This is a genomic window from Palleronia sp. LCG004 (genome assembly GCF_032931615.1).
Classification (GTDB): Bacteria; Pseudomonadota; Alphaproteobacteria; order Rhodobacterales; family Rhodobacteraceae; genus Palleronia.
The window spans coordinates 981,949-1,003,772 of record NZ_CP136759.1; the positions used below are offsets into that span (position 1 = coordinate 981,949).

Annotated in this window: 21 protein-coding genes; 18 read left to right on the plus strand and 3 right to left on the minus strand. The window is 67.0% G+C overall.

Going from position 1 to position 21,824, the window contains the following annotated elements; all coding sequences use genetic code 11:
* Window positions 1-7: 7 nt before the first annotated feature.
* Both RVY76_RS04755 and RVY76_RS04760 read right to left on the minus strand, forming a co-directional pair.
* Window positions 8-355 (minus strand): hypothetical protein, encoded by a 348-nt coding sequence (locus RVY76_RS04755; protein ID WP_317376223.1) that lies wholly within the window; start codon window positions 353-355, stop codon window positions 8-10.
* Between the two features lie 32 nt (window positions 356-387).
* Window positions 388-1,092, minus strand: a complete 705-nt coding sequence (locus RVY76_RS04760; protein WP_317376224.1) for a DUF599 domain-containing protein — start codon at window positions 1,090-1,092, stop codon at window positions 388-390.
* A 93-nt stretch (window positions 1,093-1,185) separates the two neighbouring features.
* On the opposite strand from RVY76_RS04760, the gene RVY76_RS04765 reads away from it, so the two are divergent.
* From RVY76_RS04765 to RVY76_RS04785, 5 genes are all read left to right on the plus strand, one after another.
* Window positions 1,186-2,625: an FAD-linked oxidase C-terminal domain-containing protein gene (locus RVY76_RS04765; RefSeq protein WP_317376226.1), complete on the plus strand. Its 1,440-nt coding sequence runs from the start codon at window positions 1,186-1,188 to the stop codon at window positions 2,623-2,625.
* A 22-nt stretch (window positions 2,626-2,647) separates the two neighbouring features.
* On the plus strand, window positions 2,648-3,796 hold the full coding sequence (gene glcE, locus RVY76_RS04770) for a glycolate oxidase subunit GlcE (protein ID WP_317376227.1): 1,149 nt from the start codon (window positions 2,648-2,650) through the stop codon (window positions 3,794-3,796).
* Window position 3,797: 1 nt separating this feature from the next.
* Complete coding sequence (gene glcF / locus RVY76_RS04775; RefSeq protein WP_317376229.1) at window positions 3,798-5,177, plus strand: glycolate oxidase subunit GlcF; 1,380 nt, start codon at window positions 3,798-3,800, stop codon at window positions 5,175-5,177.
* 183 nt (window positions 5,178-5,360) lie between these two features.
* The gene (locus RVY76_RS04780; RefSeq protein WP_317376231.1) at window positions 5,361-5,825 is read left to right on the plus strand and encodes an Hsp20 family protein; all 465 of its coding nucleotides are present in this window, start codon (window positions 5,361-5,363) and stop codon (window positions 5,823-5,825) included.
* Between the two features lie 113 nt (window positions 5,826-5,938).
* On the plus strand, window positions 5,939-6,727 hold the full coding sequence (locus tag RVY76_RS04785; RefSeq protein ID WP_317376232.1) for an alpha/beta hydrolase: 789 nt from the start codon (window positions 5,939-5,941) through the stop codon (window positions 6,725-6,727).
* Between the two features lie 12 nt (window positions 6,728-6,739).
* Here the strand turns inward: RVY76_RS04785 and RVY76_RS04790 are convergent, their stop codons facing one another.
* Complete coding sequence (locus tag RVY76_RS04790) at window positions 6,740-8,440, minus strand: serine protease (protein WP_317376233.1); 1,701 nt, start codon at window positions 8,438-8,440, stop codon at window positions 6,740-6,742.
* A gap of 179 nt (window positions 8,441-8,619) precedes the next feature.
* Between RVY76_RS04790 and RVY76_RS04795 the strand changes: the two genes are divergently transcribed.
* The 13 genes from RVY76_RS04795 (at window position 8,620) to RVY76_RS04855 (ending at window position 21,820) form a co-directional block, all read left to right on the plus strand.
* Window positions 8,620-9,537 carry a glycine--tRNA ligase subunit alpha gene (locus tag RVY76_RS04795; protein ID WP_317376235.1) on the plus strand — a complete coding sequence of 306 codons (918 nt, stop codon included), beginning with the start codon at window positions 8,620-8,622 and terminating at the stop codon, window positions 9,535-9,537.
* Window positions 9,534-10,076, plus strand: coding sequence for a DUF6446 family protein (locus tag RVY76_RS04800; protein ID WP_317376236.1), 543 nt, complete (start codon window positions 9,534-9,536; stop codon window positions 10,074-10,076). The genes RVY76_RS04795 and RVY76_RS04800 overlap by 4 nt, the downstream gene beginning before the upstream one ends.
* Window positions 10,077-12,185 (plus strand): glycine--tRNA ligase subunit beta, encoded by a 2,109-nt coding sequence (glyS, locus tag RVY76_RS04805; protein ID WP_317376237.1) that lies wholly within the window; start codon window positions 10,077-10,079, stop codon window positions 12,183-12,185.
* A 193-nt stretch (window positions 12,186-12,378) separates the two neighbouring features.
* Window positions 12,379-13,074: a cell wall hydrolase gene (locus RVY76_RS04810; RefSeq protein WP_317376238.1), complete on the plus strand. Its 696-nt coding sequence runs from the start codon at window positions 12,379-12,381 to the stop codon at window positions 13,072-13,074.
* A 60-nt stretch (window positions 13,075-13,134) separates the two neighbouring features.
* The gene (locus RVY76_RS04815; RefSeq protein WP_317376240.1) at window positions 13,135-14,049 is read left to right on the plus strand and encodes a dihydroneopterin aldolase; all 915 of its coding nucleotides are present in this window, start codon (window positions 13,135-13,137) and stop codon (window positions 14,047-14,049) included.
* Window positions 14,046-15,050 (plus strand): dihydropteroate synthase, encoded by a 1,005-nt coding sequence (gene folP, locus RVY76_RS04820; protein ID WP_317376242.1) that lies wholly within the window; start codon window positions 14,046-14,048, stop codon window positions 15,048-15,050. The genes RVY76_RS04815 and folP overlap by 4 nt, the downstream gene beginning before the upstream one ends.
* Window positions 15,047-16,390 (plus strand): phosphoglucosamine mutase, encoded by a 1,344-nt coding sequence (gene glmM, locus RVY76_RS04825; RefSeq protein ID WP_317376243.1) that lies wholly within the window; start codon window positions 15,047-15,049, stop codon window positions 16,388-16,390. The genes folP and glmM overlap by 4 nt, the downstream gene beginning before the upstream one ends.
* A gap of 1 nt (window position 16,391) precedes the next feature.
* Window positions 16,392-16,673 carry a hypothetical protein gene (locus RVY76_RS04830; protein WP_317376245.1) on the plus strand — a complete coding sequence of 94 codons (282 nt, stop codon included), beginning with the start codon at window positions 16,392-16,394 and terminating at the stop codon, window positions 16,671-16,673.
* Window positions 16,664-17,779, plus strand: coding sequence for a transporter substrate-binding protein (locus RVY76_RS04835; protein WP_317376247.1), 1,116 nt, complete (start codon window positions 16,664-16,666; stop codon window positions 17,777-17,779). Before RVY76_RS04830 ends, RVY76_RS04835 begins: the two co-directional genes overlap by 10 nt.
* Complete coding sequence (locus tag RVY76_RS04840) at window positions 17,776-18,366, plus strand: transcriptional antiterminator (RefSeq protein ID WP_317376248.1); 591 nt, start codon at window positions 17,776-17,778, stop codon at window positions 18,364-18,366. Before RVY76_RS04835 ends, RVY76_RS04840 begins: the two co-directional genes overlap by 4 nt.
* Window positions 18,363-19,262: an ABC transporter permease gene (locus RVY76_RS04845; protein ID WP_317376250.1), complete on the plus strand. Its 900-nt coding sequence runs from the start codon at window positions 18,363-18,365 to the stop codon at window positions 19,260-19,262. The genes RVY76_RS04840 and RVY76_RS04845 overlap by 4 nt, the downstream gene beginning before the upstream one ends.
* The gene (locus RVY76_RS04850; protein WP_317376251.1) at window positions 19,262-20,182 is read left to right on the plus strand and encodes an ABC transporter permease; all 921 of its coding nucleotides are present in this window, start codon (window positions 19,262-19,264) and stop codon (window positions 20,180-20,182) included. The genes RVY76_RS04845 and RVY76_RS04850 overlap by 1 nt, the downstream gene beginning before the upstream one ends.
* Before the next feature lie 18 nt (window positions 20,183-20,200).
* A complete protein-coding gene (locus tag RVY76_RS04855; RefSeq protein ID WP_317376252.1) occupies window positions 20,201-21,820 on the plus strand; it encodes an ABC transporter substrate-binding protein in 1,620 nt (539 codons plus the stop codon).
* The last annotated feature ends 4 nt before the right edge of the window (window positions 21,821-21,824 follow it).

The following is a 21,824-nucleotide window of genomic DNA, read 5'->3' on the forward strand; positions in this document are numbered from 1 at the left end:
GGCGCGCTCAGCGCAGCTTGAGGCTGTATGTCTCCTCGCCCCATCCGTCGGTCAGGGTGCGGGCCCGGATCTCCACGGATTGGGTTCCTTCGGGCATGGCGATCCCGGTTTGCGAACGGGTGAACGGTTGCTCGGTCACATGCGGATGAGAGAGCTTGCGGGTGGCGAGGATCGTGCCGTCGGCAAGTTCGACCCGCCAGGCATCGGCGAAATCCTCCCATCCGGTATCGGCGTGACGGAGCGTGACCGAGACGGTCCAGCCACCCGGTTCGGATTTTGCCACGGCGTTTTCGATCGCGGCCGGATCGGCGGAGGCGGCGGCAGGCATCATAAGGATCGCGAGGAGATGTTTCATGGAGGAAGTCCTAGCACGCGGGGGGCGGTCTGTCAGAGCCGGCCCATCAGAATATCGCGAGGCCGCGACATGAACTCGCGCGACCACACGATCCAGATGGCGATCGTCGCCGCCGCCCCGAGAGCGAGCGGACCCGCGAGCCATGCGAGGGCCGCCAGCGCGAAATAGATGGCCCTGAGGCCCCGGTTGAAGTTCACCGCGGCGCGGATGTTCAGCTCGGCCGACTGCGCCGCGCGCGGCAATGCGAGGGGATCGCGCGGATCGTTCGGCACGGCAGCCATGACCACCATGGAATAGCCGAAGAGCCTGTTCGACCAGACGAATTTCAGGAAGGCGATCATCAGGAAGATGATGATGGGCAGGAGCTTGACCTGCCAGACGATGACGGGAATTCCCGTCTCGCCCAGGCCCTCGGCCACGCCCTGCAGGCGTTCGACATTGCCGCTGACGGCGAGTGCGCCGCCGATCGCGATCACGCTTGTCGAGGCGAAGAAGGACGTGCTCTGCCGCAGCGACGACAATGCCTGCGCGTCGAAGATGCGCGGATCGCGTTCGACCATGCGCTCCATCCAGTCGCGCCGATACTTCATCATCAGCACCGTCACCGAAGGGCGTCGCAAGCCGGGATGCTCGATCCTGAGACCCACGAGCCACCATCCGAGGAAGGTGAGAGCGAGCGCGCCGTAATCCCAGGGTCCGAGAAGCGGCGGCAGCAATGCCGAGACGAGGTGATCCATTCCGGCAGGTTTCGCACCGGGCCGCCCCTGCGGCAAGGGCCGCTCTTGATCCCGTCGTGCGGGAGGTCCACACTGCGCCCCGGAGGATCAATCATGGACATGCCTGTACCGAATGCCGCCATTCTGTCGCGCAAGGCGGATGTCGTGCGCCGTCTCGAAGGGGCGCTGCCCCCGGGGACGGTGATCCACGAACCGAACGAGACGCGCGCCTACGAATGCGACGCGCTCACCGCCTACAAATGCGCGCCCCTCGCGGTGGTCCTGCCGCGTTCGACCGAAGAGGTCGCGACGGTCCTGAAGATCTGCCACGACGAACGCGTCCCGGTCGTGCCGCGCGGATCGGGCACGTCGCTTGCAGGTGGGGCGTTGCCGACCGCCGATTGCGTCATTCTGGGGGTCGCGCGGCTCAACGAGGTGATCGAGACGAATTACCCCGACCGTTATATCCGCGTGCAGAGCGGGCGCACCAATCTGAGCGTCACCGGCGCGGTCGAGGAGGACGGGTTCTTCTACGCGCCCGATCCGTCCTCGCAGCTGGCCTGTGCGATCGCGGGCAACATCGCGATGAATTCGGGCGGGGCGCATTGCCTGAAATACGGCGTGACGACGAACAACCTGCTGGGCGTCACGATGGTGATGATGGACGGCACCGTGACCGAGATCGGGGGCGGGCATCTCGACGCGTCGGGCTATGACCTTCTGGGGCTCATCTGCGGCTCCGAAGGGCAGCTGGGCGTCGTGACCGAAGCGACGCTCAGGATCCTGCCGAAGCCCGAAGGCGCGCGGCCCGTTCTGATCGGGTTTTCCTCGAACGAGGTCGCGGGCGCCTGCGTCAGCGACATCATCAAGGCCGGTGTCCTGCCGGTCGCGATCGAGTTCATGGACCGCCCCTGCATCCGCGCGACCGAAGCCTTCGCGGGCGCGGGCTATCCCGATTGCGAGGCGCTTCTGATCGTCGAGGTCGAGGGATCGGAGGCCGAGATCGACGAGCAACTCGGCAAGATCACCGCCATCGCACGGACCCACAATCCGGTCGAGCTGCGCGAGAGCGGGTCGCCCGAGGAATCGGCGCGGATCTGGCTCGGGCGAAAGTCGGCCTTCGGCGCGATGGGTCAGATCAACGACTACATCTGCCTCGACGGCACGATCCCGGTGAACGAGCTTCCGAAGGTTCTGGGCGGCATCCGCGACCTGTCCGGGAAATACGGCCTCGACGTCGCGAACGTGTTCCACGCGGGCGACGGCAACATGCATCCGCTGATCCTCTTCGATGCCAACAAGGAGGGCGATCTCGACAAGGCCGAGGAGATGGGGGCGGACATCCTGCGCCTCTGCGTCGAGGTGGGGGGGTGTCTCACCGGCGAGCACGGGGTGGGCGTCGAGAAGCGCGACCTGATGGAGGCGCAGTTCACCCCCGATGATCTCGAGGCGCAGCTGCGCGTGAAGGACGTCTTCGACCCTGACTGGCTTTTGAATCCTGCGAAGGTCTTTCCGCTTTCGGTGACGGAAACGCGCCGCATCGCCGCCGAATAGACCGGTCCCGAAAGGACGATCCATGCAAGATCTCGCACCCGCCACCGAGACGGAGCTTTCCGAGGCGATCGCGAATTCCGACGGCCCGCTGAGCATTCGCGGGGGCGCGACGCGCGGCTTCGCCGTTCGGGGGCGCACGCTGTCGACGACACGGCTTTCGGGAATCAAGCTTTACGAACCCGGCGCACTGACCATCGTGGCACGTGCGGGCACGCCGCTTTCCGAGGTCGAGGACGCCCTCGCCGCCGAGAACCAGCGCCTGCCGTTCGAGCCGATGGATCATCGCGCGATCCTCGGCACCTCCGGCACGCCCACGATCGGAGGGGCCGTCGCGATGAATGCGAGCGGTCCGCGCCGGATCGTGGCCGGGGCCTGCCGCGACTGCCTGATCGGCGTGCGGTTCGTCGACGGCACCGGCAAGATCGTCAGCAATGGCGGGCGCGTGATGAAGAACGTCACCGGCTACGACCTCGTCAAGATGATGGCGGGCAGCTACGGGACGCTCGGCGTCCTGAGCGAGGTGAGCTTCAAGGTGCTGCCCGCGACCCCCGCAAGCGCGACGCTGAGCCTTCGCGGGCTTTCGCCGCGCGCGGCGGTCGATGCGATGTCCGCGGCGCTCGGCTCGCCCTACGAGGTATCGGCGGCGGCGCATCTGCCGGGCGCGGATCCGGTCACCCATCTGAGGCTCGAAGGGTTCGAGGCCTCGGTCGCCTATCGGGCCGAACGGCTGACCGCGCATCTGGCGCGACACGGCACGGCCGAGGTGGAAACGGATGCAGGCAAGGTCGCCGCACTCTGGGAGGAGATCCGGGACGCACGGATGTTCGCGGGAAGCGGCGGCGATCTCTGGCGAATTTCGGTCAAGCCGTCCGACGGCCCGCGGGTGACGGACGCGCTGGGTGACGCGCCCATGCTGATGGACCTCGCGGGCGGCCTCGTCTGGGCATCGGTCGCGGAAGGGACGGATCTGCGTGCGGCCATCGCGGGGATGCCGGGCCACGCGACGCTGTTCCGTGCCTCGGACGAGATGCGCGCGCGGATGGGCACGTTCCACCCGGCACCGCCGCCGCTTGCCGCGATCGCGCGTGGCCTTCGCGCGCGGTTCGATCCGCGTGGCATCCTCAATCCCGGCCTCATGGACGAGGCCGCGAGAGACCTCGAGAAAGCCTGACATGCAGACCCATTTCACGCCCGAACAGCTTGCCGATCCCGCGACCGCGCGCAGCAACGAGATCCTGCGCGCCTGCGTCCATTGCGGTTTCTGCACGGCGACCTGTCCGACCTACCAGGTTCTGGGAGACGAGCTCGACAGCCCGCGCGGCCGGATCTACCTCATCAAGGACATGCTCGAGAACGACCGCCCGGCCGACGAGAAGACGGTCAAGCATATCGACCGCTGCCTGTCCTGCCTGGCCTGCATGACGACATGCCCTTCGGGCGTGCATTACATGCATCTCGTCGATCACGCGCGCGCCCATATCGAGGAGACCTACAAGCGGCCCTGGCGCGACCGGGCGCTGCGCTGGACGCTGGCGCGAATCCTGCCATATCCGGGGCGCTTCCGGTTGGCGTTGCTGGGGGCCAGGATCGGGCGGCCCTTCGCGCGGCTGATGCCGGACGTCCGGTTGCGCGCGATGCTCGAGATGGCACCTGACCGAATCCCCGCGGTCAGCCGCAACGACGACCCGCAGACCTTCCCGGCCGAGGGGGAGCGGAAGATGCGCGTGGCGCTGCTGACGGGATGCGCGCAGAAGGCGCTCGACACCGATATCAACGATGCCACGATCCGCCTTCTGACCCGCCTCGGGGCCGAGGTCGTCGTGGCGAGGGACATGGGATGTTGCGGCGCGCTCGTCCACCACATGGGCAAGGAGAGCGAGAGCCACGCGGCCGCGAAGCGCAACATCCGTGCCTGGATGGGCGTGAAGGGCGAGGGGGGGCTCGATGCCGTCGTGGTCAACACCTCTGGATGCGGGACGACCGTGAAGGATTACGGTCATATGCTTCGGAACGACCCGATGGCCGAGGAGGCCGCCGAGATCAGCGCCAAGGCCAAGGATGTGAGCGAGGTGCTGATGGAGCTTCTGCCCGGCGATGCGCCGCGCGGGATCAACCAGGCGCGTGAGGATATCGCCGGGATCGATGCGGCCCATGCGGGCGAGACAGGCGACGGGCCGATCCGCGTGGCCTATCACGCCGCCTGTTCGCTGCAGCATGGCCAGCAGATCAAGACGCATCCGAAGACGCTTTTGAAACGCGCGGGCTTCGAGGTGGTGGAGCCAGCAGACAGTCATCTCTGCTGTGGATCTGCGGGGACCTACAATTTGATGCAGCCTGAGATCTCGGCCGACCTGAAGGCGCGAAAGATCCGCACGCTCGAGGCGAAGGCACCGCAGATCATCGCGGCCGGGAATATCGGCTGCATGGTGCAGCTTGCCGGTGGCACGAAGATCCCCGTGGTGCATACGGTCGAATTGATCGACTGGGCCACGGGCGGCCCGCGTCCGTCCAAGCTCGGCAGTGCGCCGCTCGACGTGCCGGAACCCGCCTGACGGATGCTTCGGCGGGGCGGATGTCCGGGTGCGAAATTTCACGCCGGGGGAGTTGAACGGAGACTGCGATAATCACATATGCGCTGCACCGGACGCCGCTAACGGGTTCGGTGCAAAACCAATCTGCCCGTCCACGCAACGGAGGGCAGGCTCATGTTATCGCTTGCGAAAAGGATGACCCCAATGCGCAGTTTCGATCTTGCCCCGCTTTACCGTGCCACCGTCGGTTTCGACCAGATGGCCGACCTCATGGACCGCGTGATGTCCGACCAGAGCGGCGCGCAGACATACCCCCCATACAATATCGAGAAGACCGGCCACGATTCCTGGCAGATCCAGATCGCCGTCGCGGGTTTCGCCGACGAGGAGCTCTCTGTTGAGCAGCGTGAGAACGCGCTGATCGTCTCCGCCCGCAAGGCCGAGGACGACACGCAGCGCACGTTCCTGCATCGCGGGATCGCGACCCGTGCATTCGAGCGCCGCTTCGCGCTGGCCGACCATGTCCGCGTGACGGGCGCGTCCCACGCGAACGGCATGCTCGATATCTCGCTCGTGCGCGAGGTTCCCGAAGCGCTGAAGCCGCGCCGGATCGAGATCGCGAAGGGCGCGACCGTCGACAGCCGCCGCGTCGAAGCCGAAGACGCGTAAGCGCCGATCCGGTTTTCCGCTCGATCATGGGCCGCACCATAAGGGTGCGGCCCTTTTTCTATGGCAATCCCGGAAAATTCCGTCACGTTCGACCAAAGAGGAGCCGAGAGACGATGTCGAACGACGACGCCTACGACAACAGTGGCCATATTCCCGACGCCGCCAGCTATCCCCCCCGCTGGGAGGCCGAAGCCCTTGCGTTCCGTCATGCGCTCGGCCCGCGCGCGGTCACGAACTGGAGCTACGGCGACAACGTGCGGCAGGTCTTCGACCTCTTCATGCCCGAGGACCCGCCGAAGGGCCTGATGGTGTTCATTCACGGAGGCTATTGGCGGCGGTTCGAGCCCGGGATCTGGTCCGCGTTCGCGCAAGGGGGGCTGGATGCGGGCTGGGCGGTGGTGATGCCGGGATACACGCTCGCCCCGGAGGCGCGCATTTCGCGCATCACGCGCGAGATCGTCCAGGCATTGAGCTTCATGGCGGAGACGGTCCCCGGTCCCATCAGGCTTTCCGGCCACTCCGCAGGCGGGCATCTGGTCGCGCGGATGCTTTGCGGTGACGCGATGCTGCCCGCCGCCGTCGCCGCGCGGATCGAGGGATGCGTGCCGATTTCGCCGCTCGGCGATCTGCGACCGTTGATCGACACCGCGATGAACGCGGATCTGGGCCTGACTGAGCGTGAGGCGGCAGGCGAAAGCCCCACGCTGCTGGGGCGGGGGCTCGATGTGCCGGTAACGGTCTGGGTCGGCGGGGCGGAACGACCGGCCTTCGTCGATCAGGCGCGTGGCCTCGCCGCCGCCTGGGGCGCACCCTGCGAGATCGTCGAGGGTCGCCACCATTTCGACGTGATCGACGACCTCAAGGATCGCGACAGCGCCCTCATGCGGGCGATCCTCGGCTGATCATCGCCGTCTTCAGTTCCAGCAGCCCACGAGCACGGTCATGTCGCGGGCGTGATCCTCGATCTGCCGGCGCGAGGTCGGCGCGAAGGCGGGAAGATCGGCACTGATGCCGTTCTCGGACAGGAACTTCCGCAGGGCATCCGCATCGGCGGCGAAGGCCACGTTCTCGGGGAGGGTCCTGCCGCCTGCGGTATCGGTCGCCAGCAGCATGCCGAGCACCGCGCCCGACCCGTCGAGAACCGGACCACCCGCATCGCCCGACCGCGCCGCGAGTGTCAGTCGGCGCTTGCCCTCCTCTCCGTCGAGCCCCCGCAGATCGGCAAGCGTGCCGTAGGTCAGGGATGGCGCGCCCAGCGCCCCGTCGAAGCTGAACCCCGAAAGCACGACGGCCGCATCGAGGCGCGGAACGGCATTCAGGAACGTCGCCTGGCTGCGTGGGGCCAGCGGTTGTTCGGGCGCCAGGAGGGAGAGGCCGAGATCCGCGTCGCTGTCGACCACGCGCGCCTCGATATCGCGGTCGAGCGTCACGCGCGCGCATCCCGCGGTGGCATCCGCCGTCGTCAGCACGTGACCCGTCTGCGAGACGTAGAAGCCCGACCGCAGCAGGTCGGGCCTGCGGATCGTCAGACCGGCGAGCAGGTCGATGCCCTGATCTTCCGAAGGTTCCGCTTCGTCGTCGTCCATCACCGTGTCGCGGTCGATCGCGAAGCTCGTGCGCATTTCCTCGACGATGCGGGTGCGCCGCGCCTCGTCGCCTTCGGGCCAGACGACCGTGAAGCCCTTGATCCGGCCATCGTCCAGCCGCGCCTCGGTATGCGAAACGATGCCATCGCCGCGCCCGACCAGCGTGAAATCGCGCTCGCGCATCTCGCGCGGACCTTCTTCCGGCACGATCTCGAGTGTCTGCATGACAGCGTAGAGGCCACGCAGCGTGGCCCCGTCGCCCCGTTGGCTGATGAGCAGCACCTGCGCCGCGTCACCGTCATCGCGCGCGACGTATCGCGCGAATGGCGGCGCGTAGCGGTCGAAGGCCACACGCTCGGTCGGCATGTCGATCGCGATGCCCGCGACATCGTCGGCGACGCGCCTCATCCCCAGACCGTCGAGAACGGTATCGTATTCCTCGATGAGCGCGGCCCGCTCGGCTATGGTCATCACACCCGTCGCGTCGAAGCCGCGCGCTGCCTGCCATGCCTGCATCGCCTCGCGGGTGCCGCGACCGAATGCGCCGTCGATCCCGCCTTCGTAGAATCCCGCGCCGCGCAGGGCGACTTGAAGCTCGCGTCGTTCGGAGGCGGAGAGAAGGCGTTCCGACCGGAGCGCCTCGGCCCGCGTCTCGCCCCGTGGGGCGGCCTCGCGGCGGGGTTCGAGTGCGACGCGTTCGGGCATCGCCTCGTCCGGCCAGAACTGCGCGCGATAGCTGGTCCCGTCGCTCAGAAACGCGTCGCCGGGGATGAGGCGCGCGGCCCTGAGCCGCGCGCGCGTCTCGGCGGCCTCGGCTTCGGTGAAGGGGCCGAGGGCGATGGCGTACCAGCGCGTATTGCCGATCCGGAAACCGTTCACCTCGTCCAGGCGCAGGGCATAGCGGCGCGCGGCGTCGATCGCCTCGGCCTCGCTCGGCTGTGCCTCGACCTGCACCCAGGCGCCCTGGGCCCCGGCGCTCGTCGTCATCGCGATGAACGCCACGCAGGCGGCGCGAAGAAATCCGGTCATTCGTTGCTGCGCCTTCTCGTCGCGGTCGCATCGGTGCGACCCGTTCATGGCGGAGGTCATCGCGAAAGCGGGAGCGAGGTCAAGAAACCGGTGCGTGAGCGGCGCGCGCGATTGACCCTTGTTGCGCATCTGCCTATGCAGGCCACGCTTTTACCGACCCCCTCCCGAGGATCCCGCAGATGAACCGGCCGCGCTGTTTCCAGGACATCATCCTCGCGCTCCAGAGCTATTGGGCCGAGGCAGGCTGCGCGGTGCTGCAGCCCTACGACATGGAGGTCGGGGCGGGCACGTTCCACCCGGCCACCACGCTGCGCGCGCTCGGCCCGCGGGCCTGGTCCGCAGCCTATGTCCAGCCGTCGCGCAGGCCGACCGATGGCCGCTATGGCGACAGCCCGAACCGCTGGCAGCATTATTACCAGTTCCAGGTGATCGTGAAGCCGTCGCCGCCGGATCTCCAGGCGCTCTATCTCGGGTCGCTGGCCGCGATCGGCATCGACGCAGAGCTGCACGACATCCGCTTCGTCGAGGACGATTGGGAAAGCCCGACCCTCGGGGCCTGGGGCCTCGGCTGGGAGGTGTGGTGCGACGGCATGGAGGTGAGCCAGTTCACCTATTTCCAGCAGGTCGGCGGCCACGATTGCCACCCCGTCTCGGGCGAGCTGACCTACGGGCTGGAACGCCTCGCGATGTACGTGCTGGGCTATGACGACGGCAACGCGATGCCGTTCAATCCGCCCGACGCGCCCATTCCGCTGACCTATGGCGACGTCTTCCGCGAGGCGGAGGCGCAATATGCCCGCTGGAACTTCGACGTGGCCGACACGGAAACCCTGCTTCGCCACTTCGTCGATGCGGAGGCCGAGGCCGCGCGCATCCTGGCCGAGCCGGAAACCGATCCCCGCACCGGTCGCCACATCGTCATGGCGCAGCCCGCCTACGACCAGGCGATCAAGGCGAGCCACATCTTCAACCTGCTCGATGCGCGGGGCGTGATTTCGGTCACGGAGCGTCAGGCCTATATCGGTCGGGTGCGCGCGCTGACGCGGGCCTGCGCAGACGCGTTCCTCGCCACGGATGCCGGCGGAAGGGCCGCATGACGGGAAAGATCCTCGTCCTGCTGATCGCGGCAATCGGTATCGTGGCCGCGATCTCGGTCTGGTACCTTCAGGTCTATTACTACTACGAGAATGTCGACGAGGGCCGCAATTCCGTGCAGATCGTGCGTCCGGACAGCGAGGCTCCGGCGCTTTTGCGAGCCGAGGAATACCATGCGATCGATGCCAATTCCTCGCCCATCCGGTATCGCGCCTGTTTCGAGATCGCGCAGCCGAACGTGCCGGGCGGGGCGCTGGACCGTGCGCGCGAGGATTTCACGCCCTATCCCGGGGCCGAACCGCTCAACGCGCCGTTCTGGTTCGACTGCTTCGACGCGGCCGGGATCGGCGCGATGCTGGAGGAGGGGCGCGCCGCCGCGTTCCTCGGGACCAAGAACTTCGCCTATGGCGTCGACCGCATCGTCGCGATCACCGACGACGGACGCGGCTATGTCTGGCACCAACCGAACAATTGCGGCGAGCTTGCCTATGACGGCAGTCCGGTGGGCGAGGAATGCCCCCCGCGAGAGGATGTGAACTGAATGCCCGACCTTCTGATCGAACTTTTCTCCGAAGAGATCCCCGCCCGGATGCAGGCGCAGGCCTCGCGCGATCTGCGTCGCCTCGTGACGGATGGCCTTGTCGAGGCCGGGATCACCTATGCCCATGCCGGGGCGTTCGCGACGCCGCGCCGCCTGACGCTCGCGCTCGAAGGGTTGCTCGAACGCTCGCCTGACACGCGGGAGGAGCGCAAGGGTCCGAAGGTCGGCGCGCCCGACAAGGCTGTCGAGGGCTTCGCCCGCGGTGCCGGGGTCGCACGCGAGGATCTCGAGGCGCGGGATACGGGCAAGGGCGAGGTCTATTTCGCCGTCATCGAACGTCCGGGCCGCCCCGTGGCCGAGATCGTGGCCGAAGTGCTCGAGAGCGCGATCCGCACTTTCCCCTGGCCGAAATCGATGCGCTGGGGAACGGGCACGCTGCGCTGGGTGCGCCCGCTGCATCGCATCCTCTGCATTCTGACGCGCGAGGACGGGCACGAGGTCGTGGATCTTTCGCTCGACGGTATAGTGGCGAGCGACGTCACCGAGGGGCACCGCTTCATGGCCCCGGGCGAGATCCGCGTCACGGGCTTCGAGGATTACGAGGCCAAGCTCCGCCGTGCCAAGGTGCTGATCGACCCCGAGGAACGCGCCGAGACGATCTGGAACGACGCCACGAACCTTGCCTTCGCGAGCGGGGCCGAGATCGTCGAGGACCGCGCGCTGCTCTCCGAGGTCGCGGGCCTCGTCGAATGGCCGGTGACGTTGATGGGTCGGATCGACGAGGCCTATCTCGACTTGCCGCCGGAGGTTCTCCAGACCTCCATGCGCGAGCATCAGAAGTTCTTTTCGGTGCGCGATCCGAAAACGGGCCGCATCACCCGCTTCGTGACTGTCGCCAACCGCGAGACGGCGGATGACGGTGCGACGATCCTGTCGGGCAACCAGCGCGTGCTGGCCGCGCGCCTCGCCGATGCGGCGTTCTTCTGGCAGAACGACCTTGCCGTCGCGCGGGACGGCAAGATGCAGCCCTGGATCGACAACCTCGCCACCGTGACATTCCATGCCAAGCTCGGGACCGAGGCCGACCGCACCGCCCGCATCGCGGCGCTGGCACGCGAACTCGCCTCCTCCGTCGGGGCCGATCCGGACATGGCGGAGCAGGCGGCAAAGCTCGCCAAGGCCGACCTGACATCCGAGATGGTCTATGAATTCCCCGAACTGCAGGGGGTCATGGGGCAGTATTATGCCCGCGAGGCGGGTTTTCCCGACGAGGTCGCGACCGCCGTGGCCGAACATTACGCGCCGCTCGGGCCGTCGGACATCGTGCCGACCGCGCCGGTTTCGGTCGCCGTGTCGCTGGCCGAGAAGATCGACAAGCTCACGGGCTTCTGGGCGATCGACGAGAAGCCGACGGGATCGAAGGACCCCTATGCGCTGCGGCGGGCGGCGTTAGGTGTCATTCGGCTTCTTCTGCTTAACGAACTTCGACTACGGCTCTTTGATGACGGCATTGTCTCGAAGACGGATTTCTTTCACGCAGAAAGTGAAGTTGGTCTTGTCGGCCCGAAACCGGAAGAATACGGGCCGGATCTTCTCGCCTTCATCCACGACCGCCTGAAGGTCCATCTTCGCGACGAGGGTATCCGTCACGACGTGATCGACGCCTGTCTCGCCATGCCGGGCAACGACGACCTGACGCTGCTGGTCAAGCGTGTCCGCGCGCTGGGGCAGTTCCTCCAAACCGAGGACGGGACGAATTTGCTGCAAGGGTTCAAGCGCGCCAACAACATCCTGACACAGGCCGAGGGGCAGGACGGCGTCGAATATTCCTTCGGCGCGGACGCGAAATTCGCCGAAACGGACGAGGAACGCGCGCTGTTCGCAGCCCTCGACGCGGAGGGGCCGAAGATCGAGGCCGCGATGCGCGACGAGGCGTTCGGCACCGCCATGTCCTCGCTTGCCGCACTGCGTGCGCCGATCGACGCATTCTTCGACAACGTGCAGGTCAATGCCGATTCGCAGATCGTCCGGCGCAACCGGCTGAACCTGCTGAGCCGCATTCGCGCGCTCTGCCTCGACGTGGCGGATCTCGCCCGGGTCGAGGGCTGACGCCAGCGCGTTCGAATCCCTGTCGAAAAAGGCAAGAGGTTTGATTCAATCGGCGGGTTTCGCCGGTGCGACAGAACGTCGCGTTAACCCATGGTGGCCGCTTCGATAGCCCTCGGCCATTCCGAATTTCGACGCGTTCACGGCCCGAGTGGGGACTTGTTTGGTCATGGGCGCGCCAGAAGGGGAGACGAACATGATTGCCAGAACCTGTCGTTCCGCGACGCTCGTCGCGGGACTGGTCGTTGCGTCCGCCGCTGCGACGCATGCCGACATCATCCTTTCGAGCAAGGGCAGCACCGAGATCACCGAGGCCGACCGCCTCGGCGTCGAGGATGCCGAACCTGTACCCGCCGCGCGCCTCGTGCCCGCGATCATCAAGGAGGAGGTTTCGGAGACCTTCGTCGACGAGACCCTGCGTGGCTTGCGGCCCGTTGCGCGGCCCATAACGTTCATCAGCCACACCAAGGCGTTCCTCGATGCGCAGCCCGTCGCGACCGGCGGCAGCGACTGGGAATGCCTGTCGGAGGCGCTCTATTTCGAGGCGCGCGGCGAATCGGTCGAGGGGCTTTTCGCGGTGGCGGAAGTCATCCTGAACCGCGTCGACAATGCCCGCTTTCCCGATACCGTCTGCGAAGTCGTGAACCAGGGGACGGGACGGATTCACGAATGCCAGTTCAGCTATACCTGCGACGGCATGCCCGAGGTCGTCCGCGAGAAGGAGGCCTTCCGCAAGGTGGGCAAGGTCGCTCGCCTGATGCTCGACGGTGGTGAGCGGACGCTGACCGAAGGTGCGGAGTTCTATCATACTCGTGCCGTCCGGCCGCGCTGGTCGCAGATCTTCGACCGTACCACGACGATCGGGGCGCATCACTTCTACGCCCGGGGTTGAGGCTTTCATCACGGATCGCGAGAGGCTATGGGGCCGGGCGACGTGGAAAGGACCGCGCCCATGGCGAGCGATCTCAGAATGGCCTTCGAGCATCCCGAAGCGCGCGCGGCCGCAACCGGTCCCGACCGGCCGCATGACCGCATCTCGCTGCGCGACCATGTCGTCGAGGTCGAGATCGGGGCCTTCCAGGCCGAGCGCGGCCGCACGCAGCGCGTCTGTTTCAACGTCGTGGTCGAGGTGCGCCCGCATGAGGCCGAGCTTGCCGACGACGTCGACCGGATCCTGAGCTACGACCGCATCACCGAAGCGATCGCGGCCGAGCTCGACGCCGAACGGTTGAACCTGCTCGAGACGCTGGCCGAGCGGATCGCCGATCGCATCCTGACCGAACCGCTGGCCCTGCGCTGTTTCGTGCGGATCGAAAAGCTCGACCGGGGGCCCGGCGCGCTCGGGGTCGAGATCGTCCGCTCTGCCGCATCCGAGCGGCGATTGGCCGAGGAGACAGACGCCCCGCGGCCCTTCGTCGTCTATCTTTCGAACGCCGCCATCGCCTCGCCGAAGCTGCGAGGCTGGATCGACCGGATCGCCGCGCGGGGGCCAGCCATCCTCTGTGTCGGTGCGCCGAACGAGGCTTCGCCGCGCAGCGATGCGGAGGCGGCGCAGCGGCGCATCGACCTCTGCGCGCTCGAACAGAATGCCTGGGTGCTTGCGGGCCGCGATCCGCGGGCCGTCGTCGTCGGCACCCGGACCGAGCTCGACTGGGCGATGCGCCACGGCCACGTGTCGGTCTGGGCCCCTTCGAAGCTCGTCCTCGATGCCGTGGCACCGCCCGAGACGGGGCCGCGCGACGGGGCAGGGCTCTGCCTGTGGTTCGCGGACCAGATGCGGGCCCGCGAGATCCTCTTCATCGGGGCAGATGCGCCCGGGGGCCAATCGGTCCCGACGATGAAAGTCGATGCGGAGGACCTGCCATGAGCCATTACCGACCTCTCGTCCAGTCGGGACCGTTGAGACCCGACGGGGCCGTGACGCTTGCCGGTGGCTGGACCTGGTTCACCCATGCGGCAAGGCTCAGGCGCGGCGCACCGCCTGTGATCGTTCCGGCAAGCGAAATTCCCGCCGAGATGCTCGAACGGCTCAACCGGCCGCGTGCACCGCTCGGGCGGCTCGACATGTCGCGGCCGAACCTCATGGGCATCCTCAACACGACGCCCGACAGCTTTTCCGATGGCGGTCATTTCGACACGGCGGAGACGGCCGAGACGCAGGCGTTGCGTCTTGTCGACGAGGGGGCCGACATCCTCGATATCGGCGGAGAGAGCACACGCCCCGGTGCCGAGGACGTGCCCCCCGACGAAGAGATCGCCCGCATCCTGCCCGCAATCCGGATCGCGCGCTCCGAATGGACGGGCGTCATCTCGGTCGATACGCGCAAGGCGCGCGTCGCCCGGGCGGCAATCGGGGAGGGGGCCGATTTCATCAACGACGTGAGCGCGATGGCCGACCCCGAGATGGCATCTGTCGTGGCGGATGCCGAGGTGCCCGTCTGCCTGATGCATATGCAGGGAACGCCCGCCGACATGCAGGGCGACCCGCATTACGACGACGTCCTGCTCGACGTCTACGACCATCTGGCCGAACGTGTGGCCGAGGCCGAGGCGCACGGCATCCCGAGAGAGCGTATCGCGGTCGATCCCGGTATCGGCTTCGGCAAGGGTCTGGAGCATAACATCGCATTGCTGCACGGCCTCTCGCTGTTCCACGGGCTCGGCTGTGCGATCCTTCTCGGCGTATCGCGCAAGCGGTTCATCGGGACGATCGGCCGGGCCTCCGAGCCGTCCGAGCGGTTGCCTGGATCACTCGCCGTGGCGCTTGCCGGCATCGCGCAAGGGGTTCAGATCACCCGCGTCCATGATATGGCCGCCACGCGCCAGGCTCTCGCGCTCTGGCAGGCAACGAGTGGAGGATCCACATGACCCGTTCGCTATTCGGCACCGACGGTGTGCGCGGCACGGCCAACACGCATCCGATGACGGCGGAACTCGCCATGCGGCTCGGGGCCGCGGCGGGGCGGTACTTCCGGCGCGGCAGCGGCGGCGTCCACCGTGTCGTGATCGGCAAGGATACCCGCCTGTCGGGGTACATGTTCGAGACTGCCATGACGGCGGGGTTCACCAGCGTCGGGATGAACGTTCTTCTCCTCGGGCCGGTGCCGACGCCAGCGGTCGGGATGCTCACGCCCTCGATGCGTGCGGATGCGGGGGTGATGATCTCGGCCTCGCACAACCCCCATCAGGACAACGGCATCAAGTTCTTCGGTCCCGACGGCTTCAAGCTCGGGGACGATGCCGAGGCCGAGATCGAGGCGATGGTGGCCTCGGGCGTGGATCCCGCGCGTCCGGCCAATATCGGACGTGCCAAGCGGGTCGATGACGGACGCTTTCGTTACGCCGAACGGGTCAAGGCGACGCTGCCGCAGGGACAGAGCCTGAACGGCCTCAAGATCGTCATCGATTGCGCGAACGGGGCCGCGCATCGCGTGGCACCCGAAATCCTCTGGGAGCTCGGGGCCGAGGTCGTGGCGATCGGCAATGCGCCCGACGGGCGCAACATCAACGAAGGGTGTGGATCGACAAGGCCCGAGGCCTGCGCCGCGCGCGTCATCGCCGAAGGGGCGGATCTCGGGATCTGCCTCGACGGGGATGCGGACCGCGTGATGATCGTCGACGAGACGGGGCAGGTGGCCGACGGCGATCAGGTCATGGCGCTCTTCGCGCGGCGTTGGGCCGAGGAGGGGCGACTCGCGGGGGGCACGCTGGTCGCCACGGTGATGAGCAATCTCGGGCTCGAACGGTTCCTCGAGGGGCACGACCTGAGGCTCGAACGCACGGCCGTCGGCGATCGCTACGTCGTCGAGGCGATGCGGGCGGGCGGCTTCAACCTCGGGGGCGAGCAGTCGGGCCATATCGTGATGACCGACCACGCGACGACCGGTGACGGGCTGTTGGCCGGTCTGCAGTTCGCCTCTGCGATGGTCGCGACCGGCAAACGCGCATCCGAGCTTGCGCGCCAATTCGACCGCGTGCCGCAGAAGCTCGAGAACGTGCGGTTCGCCGCGGGCAGCGACCCGCTTTCCTCACCGGCGGTGAAGGCAGAGATCGAGGCCGCCGAGAAGCGGCTCGCTGGGGCGGGGCGACTGCTCATCCGCAAGTCCGGCACCGAACCGCTCGTCCGCGTCATGGCCGAGGCCGAGGATCAGGACATCCTGAACGAAGTCGTCGGAACGCTGGTCGAGCGCATCTCGGCCGAGGGCTGACATGCCTTGGCGCAAACTGCGCGCGGATGATCTTTCGCGCGCAGAACCGGTCGCCGGAGTCACGGCGACCAATTTATCGGCAGCTTCGCCCTTCGGGTGCCTGCCGCGGCATCGTTCGCTGACGGATCGTGCGATTTACCACGTCGGACTGGACTATCCGGCGCTTCTGGCGCAATCTCTACGAAACGATCGATCGTCGATCATGGGCAATGGGGCCTCGTATTCCGCCGCTTTGAGTGGCGATACGGGGCTTTTTTCGTTCTGGGGACCCGAATGGCACTGAAGCTCGGCCTGATATTCTCGACCACCGGCAGCTATGCCGCGCTGGGTCGCAGCGCACTGGCCGGCGCTCTCGGTGCGATCGAGGGGCTTGCCGAACGCGACGGGATCAGGATCGAGCCGGTCATCCGCGATCCGGGCGGCGACGTCGCGCGCTACGAGGCGGCGGCGTCCGAACTGCTCGACCAGGGCGTGCGCCACATCGTCGGCGCGATCACCTCGTGGAGCCGGAAGGACATGATCCCCGTGCTCGAACGCAAGGATGGCCTTCTGTGGTATCCGGCCCCCTACGAAGGGTTCGAATGCAGCGACCACGTCGTCTATCTCGGGGCCGCTCCGAATCATCATGTCGTGCCCGCGATAGACTGGATCGCAGGGCAGGGAATGCGGCGGGTCTATCTCGTCGGATCGAATTACGTCTGGGGGTGGGAAACCCTGCGTCTGGCGCGCGAGGGGCTGGGCGCGGCCGGGATCGAGATCGCGGGCGAACGGTACGTGCCGCTCGGATCGACCGATCATTCCCATGTCGTGGATGAGATCGCGCGGACCCGGCCTGATTGCGTGATCAACAGTCTGATCGGCCCGTCGAACGAGAGCTTCCTTGCCGGCCTCGCGGCACGCGATCCGGCGCGGTGCGGCCGCGCCGGACATATGGCGAGCTTCAACCAGACCGAGGCCGATCTCGACGCGCTGGGGTCGGCTGCGGACGGCCTTCTGTCCGCCGGCGGTTTCTTCGAGGAGGATGCAGGCCCCGCACTGCGCCGGGCGGCGCGCGATCATGCGCCGAACGGCCGGGTCTCGGCCTTTCTGGCGAGCGCCCATGCTGCCGTGGAGATTCTGGCGGATGCCGTCCACCGCGCCGGAACGGACGCGCCGCGGGCGGTCTTCGCCGCCGCCTCCGACAGGCCGGTGCCGACCGCGATGGGCAAGATCCGGATCGATCCGGTGATGCGGCACGCGGCCCTCGCACCGCGCCTCGCACTTGCGCGGAACGGACGGTTCGACATCATCGGTCGCGCGACGGACCCGGTTTCCGCCGACCCCTATCTGACGACATGGACCGGGCCGGGAAAGGCACCCGCCCGGCCCGAGCTGAGGATCGTGACATGACCTCCTTCCCCCTGCACAACTTCGCCGGCCGGAGCGCGCTTGTGCTTCATCGCTCCGAGGAACCGATGCGCCGTGTGGCCGAACGCTGCGACCGCCTCGGCATCCGGGCGACGCGTCATTCGGGCGACCTCGATGCCCGGGCGCTGCGCGGCATCGACATGGTGATCCTCGACATCGACACGGGCCATGACGGGCAGTTCCCGTGGGAACCGGGTCAGGCCCCGCTGCCGTTGATCGGCCTCGTCGGCTCGGAAAGTCCCGGAAGGCTCGCCTGGGCGCTAGGGCAGAAGGTCGATGCATATCTGCCGGTCTCGGCGCTCGGGACGCTCTTTTCGGCGCTCGTGGTCGCGCACGAGACGTTCGCGCGAAAGGGTCACGAGCGTGAACGGGAGGCCGAGGCCGCGCGCCAGCGCGCCGGACGGCTCGACGTGATCCGCGGCGTTCTGGCTCTCATGCAAGACGGCGTGGACGAGGCGCTGGCGCTGAAGAAGCTTCGCGCAATGGCGATGGTCGAGCGGATCTCCATCGAGGACGCGGCGCGCCGCGTCCTGTCGGAAGGCGATGCCGCCGAGATGGGCAGGCGATGAGCGTCGCGGGCGACCCGTCCCCGCGCGCGCCGCGCCGCGCCGGTGCGACCGGCACGCTCGCGCGGCTCGTCCGTCGGCCGCGCGCGGTCTTCGGCCTCGTCGTGATCGCGCTGATGGTCGGGGCCGCGATCTTTGCGCCGATCATCATGCCGCATGATCCGTTCGCGCAAAGCTTCGACGGGCTCGACCTCATGGGGGCACCTTTGCCGCCCGGCGGATCCTATCCGCTCGGCACCGATCTTCTCGGGCGCGATCTCGCCTCGCGGCTGATCCTCGGGACGCGCACGTCGCTCATCATCGGGGTTGTGGCGAACGGCATCGCGGTGATCCTCGGCGCGGGCGTGGGGATCACGGCGGGCTATTTCGGCGGATGGGTCGCGGCGATCCTGATGCGGTTCACGGACCTCATGATGGCGTTTCCCGCATTGCTGCTCGCCATCGTGCTGGCCGCGATCTTCCAGCCGTCGCTGATGATCGTGGCACTCGTCATCGCGATGGTGAACTGGGTACAGATGAGCCGGGTGATCTATACCGAGACGCGCAGCCTGGCCGAGCGCGAATTCATCCAGGTCCAGCGCGCGATCGGGTCGGGCACGTTCCGCATCCTCTTTCGCCACCTGCTGCCGCACCTTTTGTCGTCGATCATCGTGTTCGGAACGCTCGGGATCTCGACGACCGTACTGCTCGAGGCGACACTCAGCTATCTCGGCGTGGGCGTGCAGCCTCCGATGCCCTCCTGGGGGAACATCATCTTCGAGAACCAGACCTACTTTTCGACGGCGCCGTGGCTGGTCTTCTTTCCGGGCCTGCTGATCGTGCTGCTGGCGCTGGCCTTCAACCTCGTGGGCGACGCGCTGCGCGACATCCTCGACCCGACGCTGAAGGGGCGGCACTGATGTGGGGCTACTTCCTGCGCCGCCTCTTCGAGAGCGCGCTGATCCTGCTGGGGATCACCTTCGTGACGTTCCTGCTGCTTTATCTGGTGCCGGCCGATCCCGCGCGGCAGATCGCGGGACGCTCGGCCACGGCCGAGACGGTCGCCAATATCCGGGCGCAGCTCGGGCTCGACGACCCGCTGCTCGTGCAATACTGGCGCTATCTGACGGGTCTGTTCCAGGGGGATCTCGGGCGGTCCTACCTGCAGCGCGCCCAGGTGTCCGAACTCATCGCCGCGCGCCTTCCGGCGAGCCTCATGCTCATGGTCACGGCGATCGCGACCGAGCTCGTCATCGGGCTCACCATCGGGGTGATCGCGGCGCTGAGGCGCAACAAGCCGGCCGATCATTCGCTGATGATCTTTTCCTTCGTCGCGATCTCGGCCCCGCAATTCGTGATCGGCATCCTGCTCCTCTACGTCTTCGCGGTGCAGCTCGGCTGGTTCCCGATCGGCGGTTACGGGACATGGGCGCATTTCGTGCTGCCCTCGCTCACGCTCGGGCTGCTGGGTGCGGGCTGGTACAGCCGGATGATGCGGTCCTCGATGATCGAGGTGCTGAACCAGGACCTCGTGCGGACTGCGCGTGCCAAGGGCCTGTCGAAGCTCAGGATCGTGACGCGCCACGTCATGCCCAATGCCATCCTGCCGATCATCGCGATGATCGGGATCGATATCGGGCTCTTCATGTCGGGCATCGTCGTGGTCGAGAGCGTCTTTGGCTGGCCCGGCATCGGGCAGCTTGCATGGCAGGCGATCCAGCGGATCGACATCCCGGTCATCATGGGCGTGACCATGGTCTCGGCCGCCGCCATCGTCATCGGCAACCTGCTGGCCGATCTGGTGGCGCCGCTGATCGACCCGAGAATAAAAACCAAGTAACCAACAGTGGAGAAACAGATGAAAAGCATCCTTCTTTCGGGCATTGCCCTCGCCGCGCTCGGGGCCACTGGCGCGCTTGCGCAGGTCGACGAGGACGCGGCCCAGGGCGGCGAGATGATCGTGACCTATCAGGACGACGTGGCGACGCTCGACCCCGCGATCGGCTATGACTGGCAGAACTGGTCGATGATCAAGTCGCTCTTCGACGGGCTGATGGGCTACGAGCCCGGAACGACAACGCTGAGAAACGAGCTCGCCGACAGCCACGAGATCAGCGAAGACGGCATGACGCATACCTTCACGCTGAAGGACGGGATCACCTTCCACAATGGTCGCGAGATCACGGCAGAGGACGTGAAGTATTCGCTCGAGCGGGTGACCGACCCCGAGACGCGCAGCCCCGGCGCCGGCTTCTTCGGCATGATCGAGGGCTTCGAGACCTGGAACGCGGGCGAGGGCGAGGGGCTTTCAGGCATTCGCGTCGTGGACGACAAGACCGTCGAGATCACGCTCTCGCGGCCCGACGCGACCTTCGGGCACGTCATGGCGCTGAACTTCGCCTCCATCGTCCCGCAGGAGGCCGTCGAGGAGGCCGGCGAGGATTTCGGCCGCCGCCCCGTCGGATCGGGCGCGTTCCAGCTTACGGAATGGACCCCCGGTCAGCAGCTCGTCTTCGAGCGGTTCGAGGAGTATCACCGCGAAGGCGTTCCGAAGCTCGATCAGGTGACGTTCTCCATCGGGCTCGAGCCCACCGTCGCGCTGTTGCGCCTGCAGAGCGGCGAGACCGACGTCCCCGGCGACGGCATCCCGCCCGCGCAGTTCCTTCAGGTCGTCAACGATGCCGAATACGCGGATCGGCTGGTCGAGGGCGGTCAGCTCCATACCGGCTACATCACGCTCAACACGCAGATGGAGCCCTTCGACAATGTCGATGTGCGGCGCGCGATCAACATGGCGATTAACAAGGATCGCATCGTGCAGATGATCAACAACCGCGCCGTGCCTGCGAACCAGCCGCTGCCGCCCACGATGCCGGGCTATGACGAGAATTACGAGGGCTACGCCTACGATCCCGAAGCCGCGAAGCAGATGCTTGCCGATGCGGGCTTTGCCGACGGCTTCTCGACCGAGCTCTACGTCATGAACGTCGATCCGAACCCGCGCATCGCGCAGGCGATCCAGCAGGACCTGAGCCAGATCGGCGTCAACGCCGAGATCCGCAGCCTCGCACAGGCCAACGTCATCGCCGCCGGCGGCGAGCAGGACCAGGCCCCGATGATCTGGTCGGGCGGGATGGCATGGATCGCCGATTTCCCCGACCCGTCGAACTTCTACGGGCCGATCCTGGGATGCGCCGGTGCGGTGCCGGGTGGCTGGAACTGGTCTTGGTATTGCGACGAGGAGATCGACGCCCGCGCGGCCGAGGCCGACGCGATGGTGGGCGACGAGGCCGGGCGCGAAGATGCGTGGCGGCAGATCTATGTCGACATCATGGACGCGGCCCCGTGGGTTCCGGTCTTCAACGAGCAGCGCTTCACGCTGCATTCCGACCGCATCGCGGGCGATGACAGCCTGTTCGTCGATCCCGTCCACATCCCCGTCAACTACGACTACATCTACTCGACCGAGGCGCAGTAAGACC

Excerpts from the sequence above, each read along its gene's own strand:
- RVY76_RS04755 (WP_317376223.1), bottom strand. The coding sequence starts at position 355 with ATGAAACATCTCCTCGCGATCCTTATGATGCCTGCCGCCGCCTCCGCC.
- RVY76_RS04760 (WP_317376224.1), bottom strand. The coding sequence starts at position 1,092 with ATGGATCACCTCGTCTCGGCATTGCTGCCGCCGCTTCTCGGACCCTGG.
- RVY76_RS04765 (WP_317376226.1), top strand. The coding sequence starts at position 1,186 with ATGGACATGCCTGTACCGAATGCCGCCATTCTGTCGCGCAAGGCGGAT.
- glcE (WP_317376227.1), top strand. The coding sequence starts at position 2,648 with ATGCAAGATCTCGCACCCGCCACCGAGACGGAGCTTTCCGAGGCGATC.
- glcF (WP_317376229.1), top strand. The coding sequence starts at position 3,798 with ATGCAGACCCATTTCACGCCCGAACAGCTTGCCGATCCCGCGACCGCG.
- RVY76_RS04780 (WP_317376231.1), top strand. The coding sequence starts at position 5,361 with ATGCGCAGTTTCGATCTTGCCCCGCTTTACCGTGCCACCGTCGGTTTC.
- RVY76_RS04785 (WP_317376232.1), top strand. The coding sequence starts at position 5,939 with ATGTCGAACGACGACGCCTACGACAACAGTGGCCATATTCCCGACGCC.
- RVY76_RS04790 (WP_317376233.1), bottom strand. The coding sequence starts at position 8,440 with ATGACCGGATTTCTTCGCGCCGCCTGCGTGGCGTTCATCGCGATGACG.
- RVY76_RS04795 (WP_317376235.1), top strand. The coding sequence starts at position 8,620 with ATGAACCGGCCGCGCTGTTTCCAGGACATCATCCTCGCGCTCCAGAGC.
- RVY76_RS04800 (WP_317376236.1), top strand. The coding sequence starts at position 9,534 with ATGACGGGAAAGATCCTCGTCCTGCTGATCGCGGCAATCGGTATCGTG.
- glyS (WP_317376237.1), top strand. The coding sequence starts at position 10,077 with ATGCCCGACCTTCTGATCGAACTTTTCTCCGAAGAGATCCCCGCCCGG.
- RVY76_RS04810 (WP_317376238.1), top strand. The coding sequence starts at position 12,379 with ATGATTGCCAGAACCTGTCGTTCCGCGACGCTCGTCGCGGGACTGGTC.
- RVY76_RS04815 (WP_317376240.1), top strand. The coding sequence starts at position 13,135 with ATGGCGAGCGATCTCAGAATGGCCTTCGAGCATCCCGAAGCGCGCGCG.
- folP (WP_317376242.1), top strand. The coding sequence starts at position 14,046 with ATGAGCCATTACCGACCTCTCGTCCAGTCGGGACCGTTGAGACCCGAC.
- glmM (WP_317376243.1), top strand. The coding sequence starts at position 15,047 with ATGACCCGTTCGCTATTCGGCACCGACGGTGTGCGCGGCACGGCCAAC.
- RVY76_RS04830 (WP_317376245.1), top strand. The coding sequence starts at position 16,392 with ATGCCTTGGCGCAAACTGCGCGCGGATGATCTTTCGCGCGCAGAACCG.
- RVY76_RS04835 (WP_317376247.1), top strand. The coding sequence starts at position 16,664 with ATGGCACTGAAGCTCGGCCTGATATTCTCGACCACCGGCAGCTATGCC.
- RVY76_RS04840 (WP_317376248.1), top strand. The coding sequence starts at position 17,776 with ATGACCTCCTTCCCCCTGCACAACTTCGCCGGCCGGAGCGCGCTTGTG.
- RVY76_RS04845 (WP_317376250.1), top strand. The coding sequence starts at position 18,363 with ATGAGCGTCGCGGGCGACCCGTCCCCGCGCGCGCCGCGCCGCGCCGGT.
- RVY76_RS04850 (WP_317376251.1), top strand. The coding sequence starts at position 19,262 with ATGTGGGGCTACTTCCTGCGCCGCCTCTTCGAGAGCGCGCTGATCCTG.
- RVY76_RS04855 (WP_317376252.1), top strand. The coding sequence starts at position 20,201 with ATGAAAAGCATCCTTCTTTCGGGCATTGCCCTCGCCGCGCTCGGGGCC.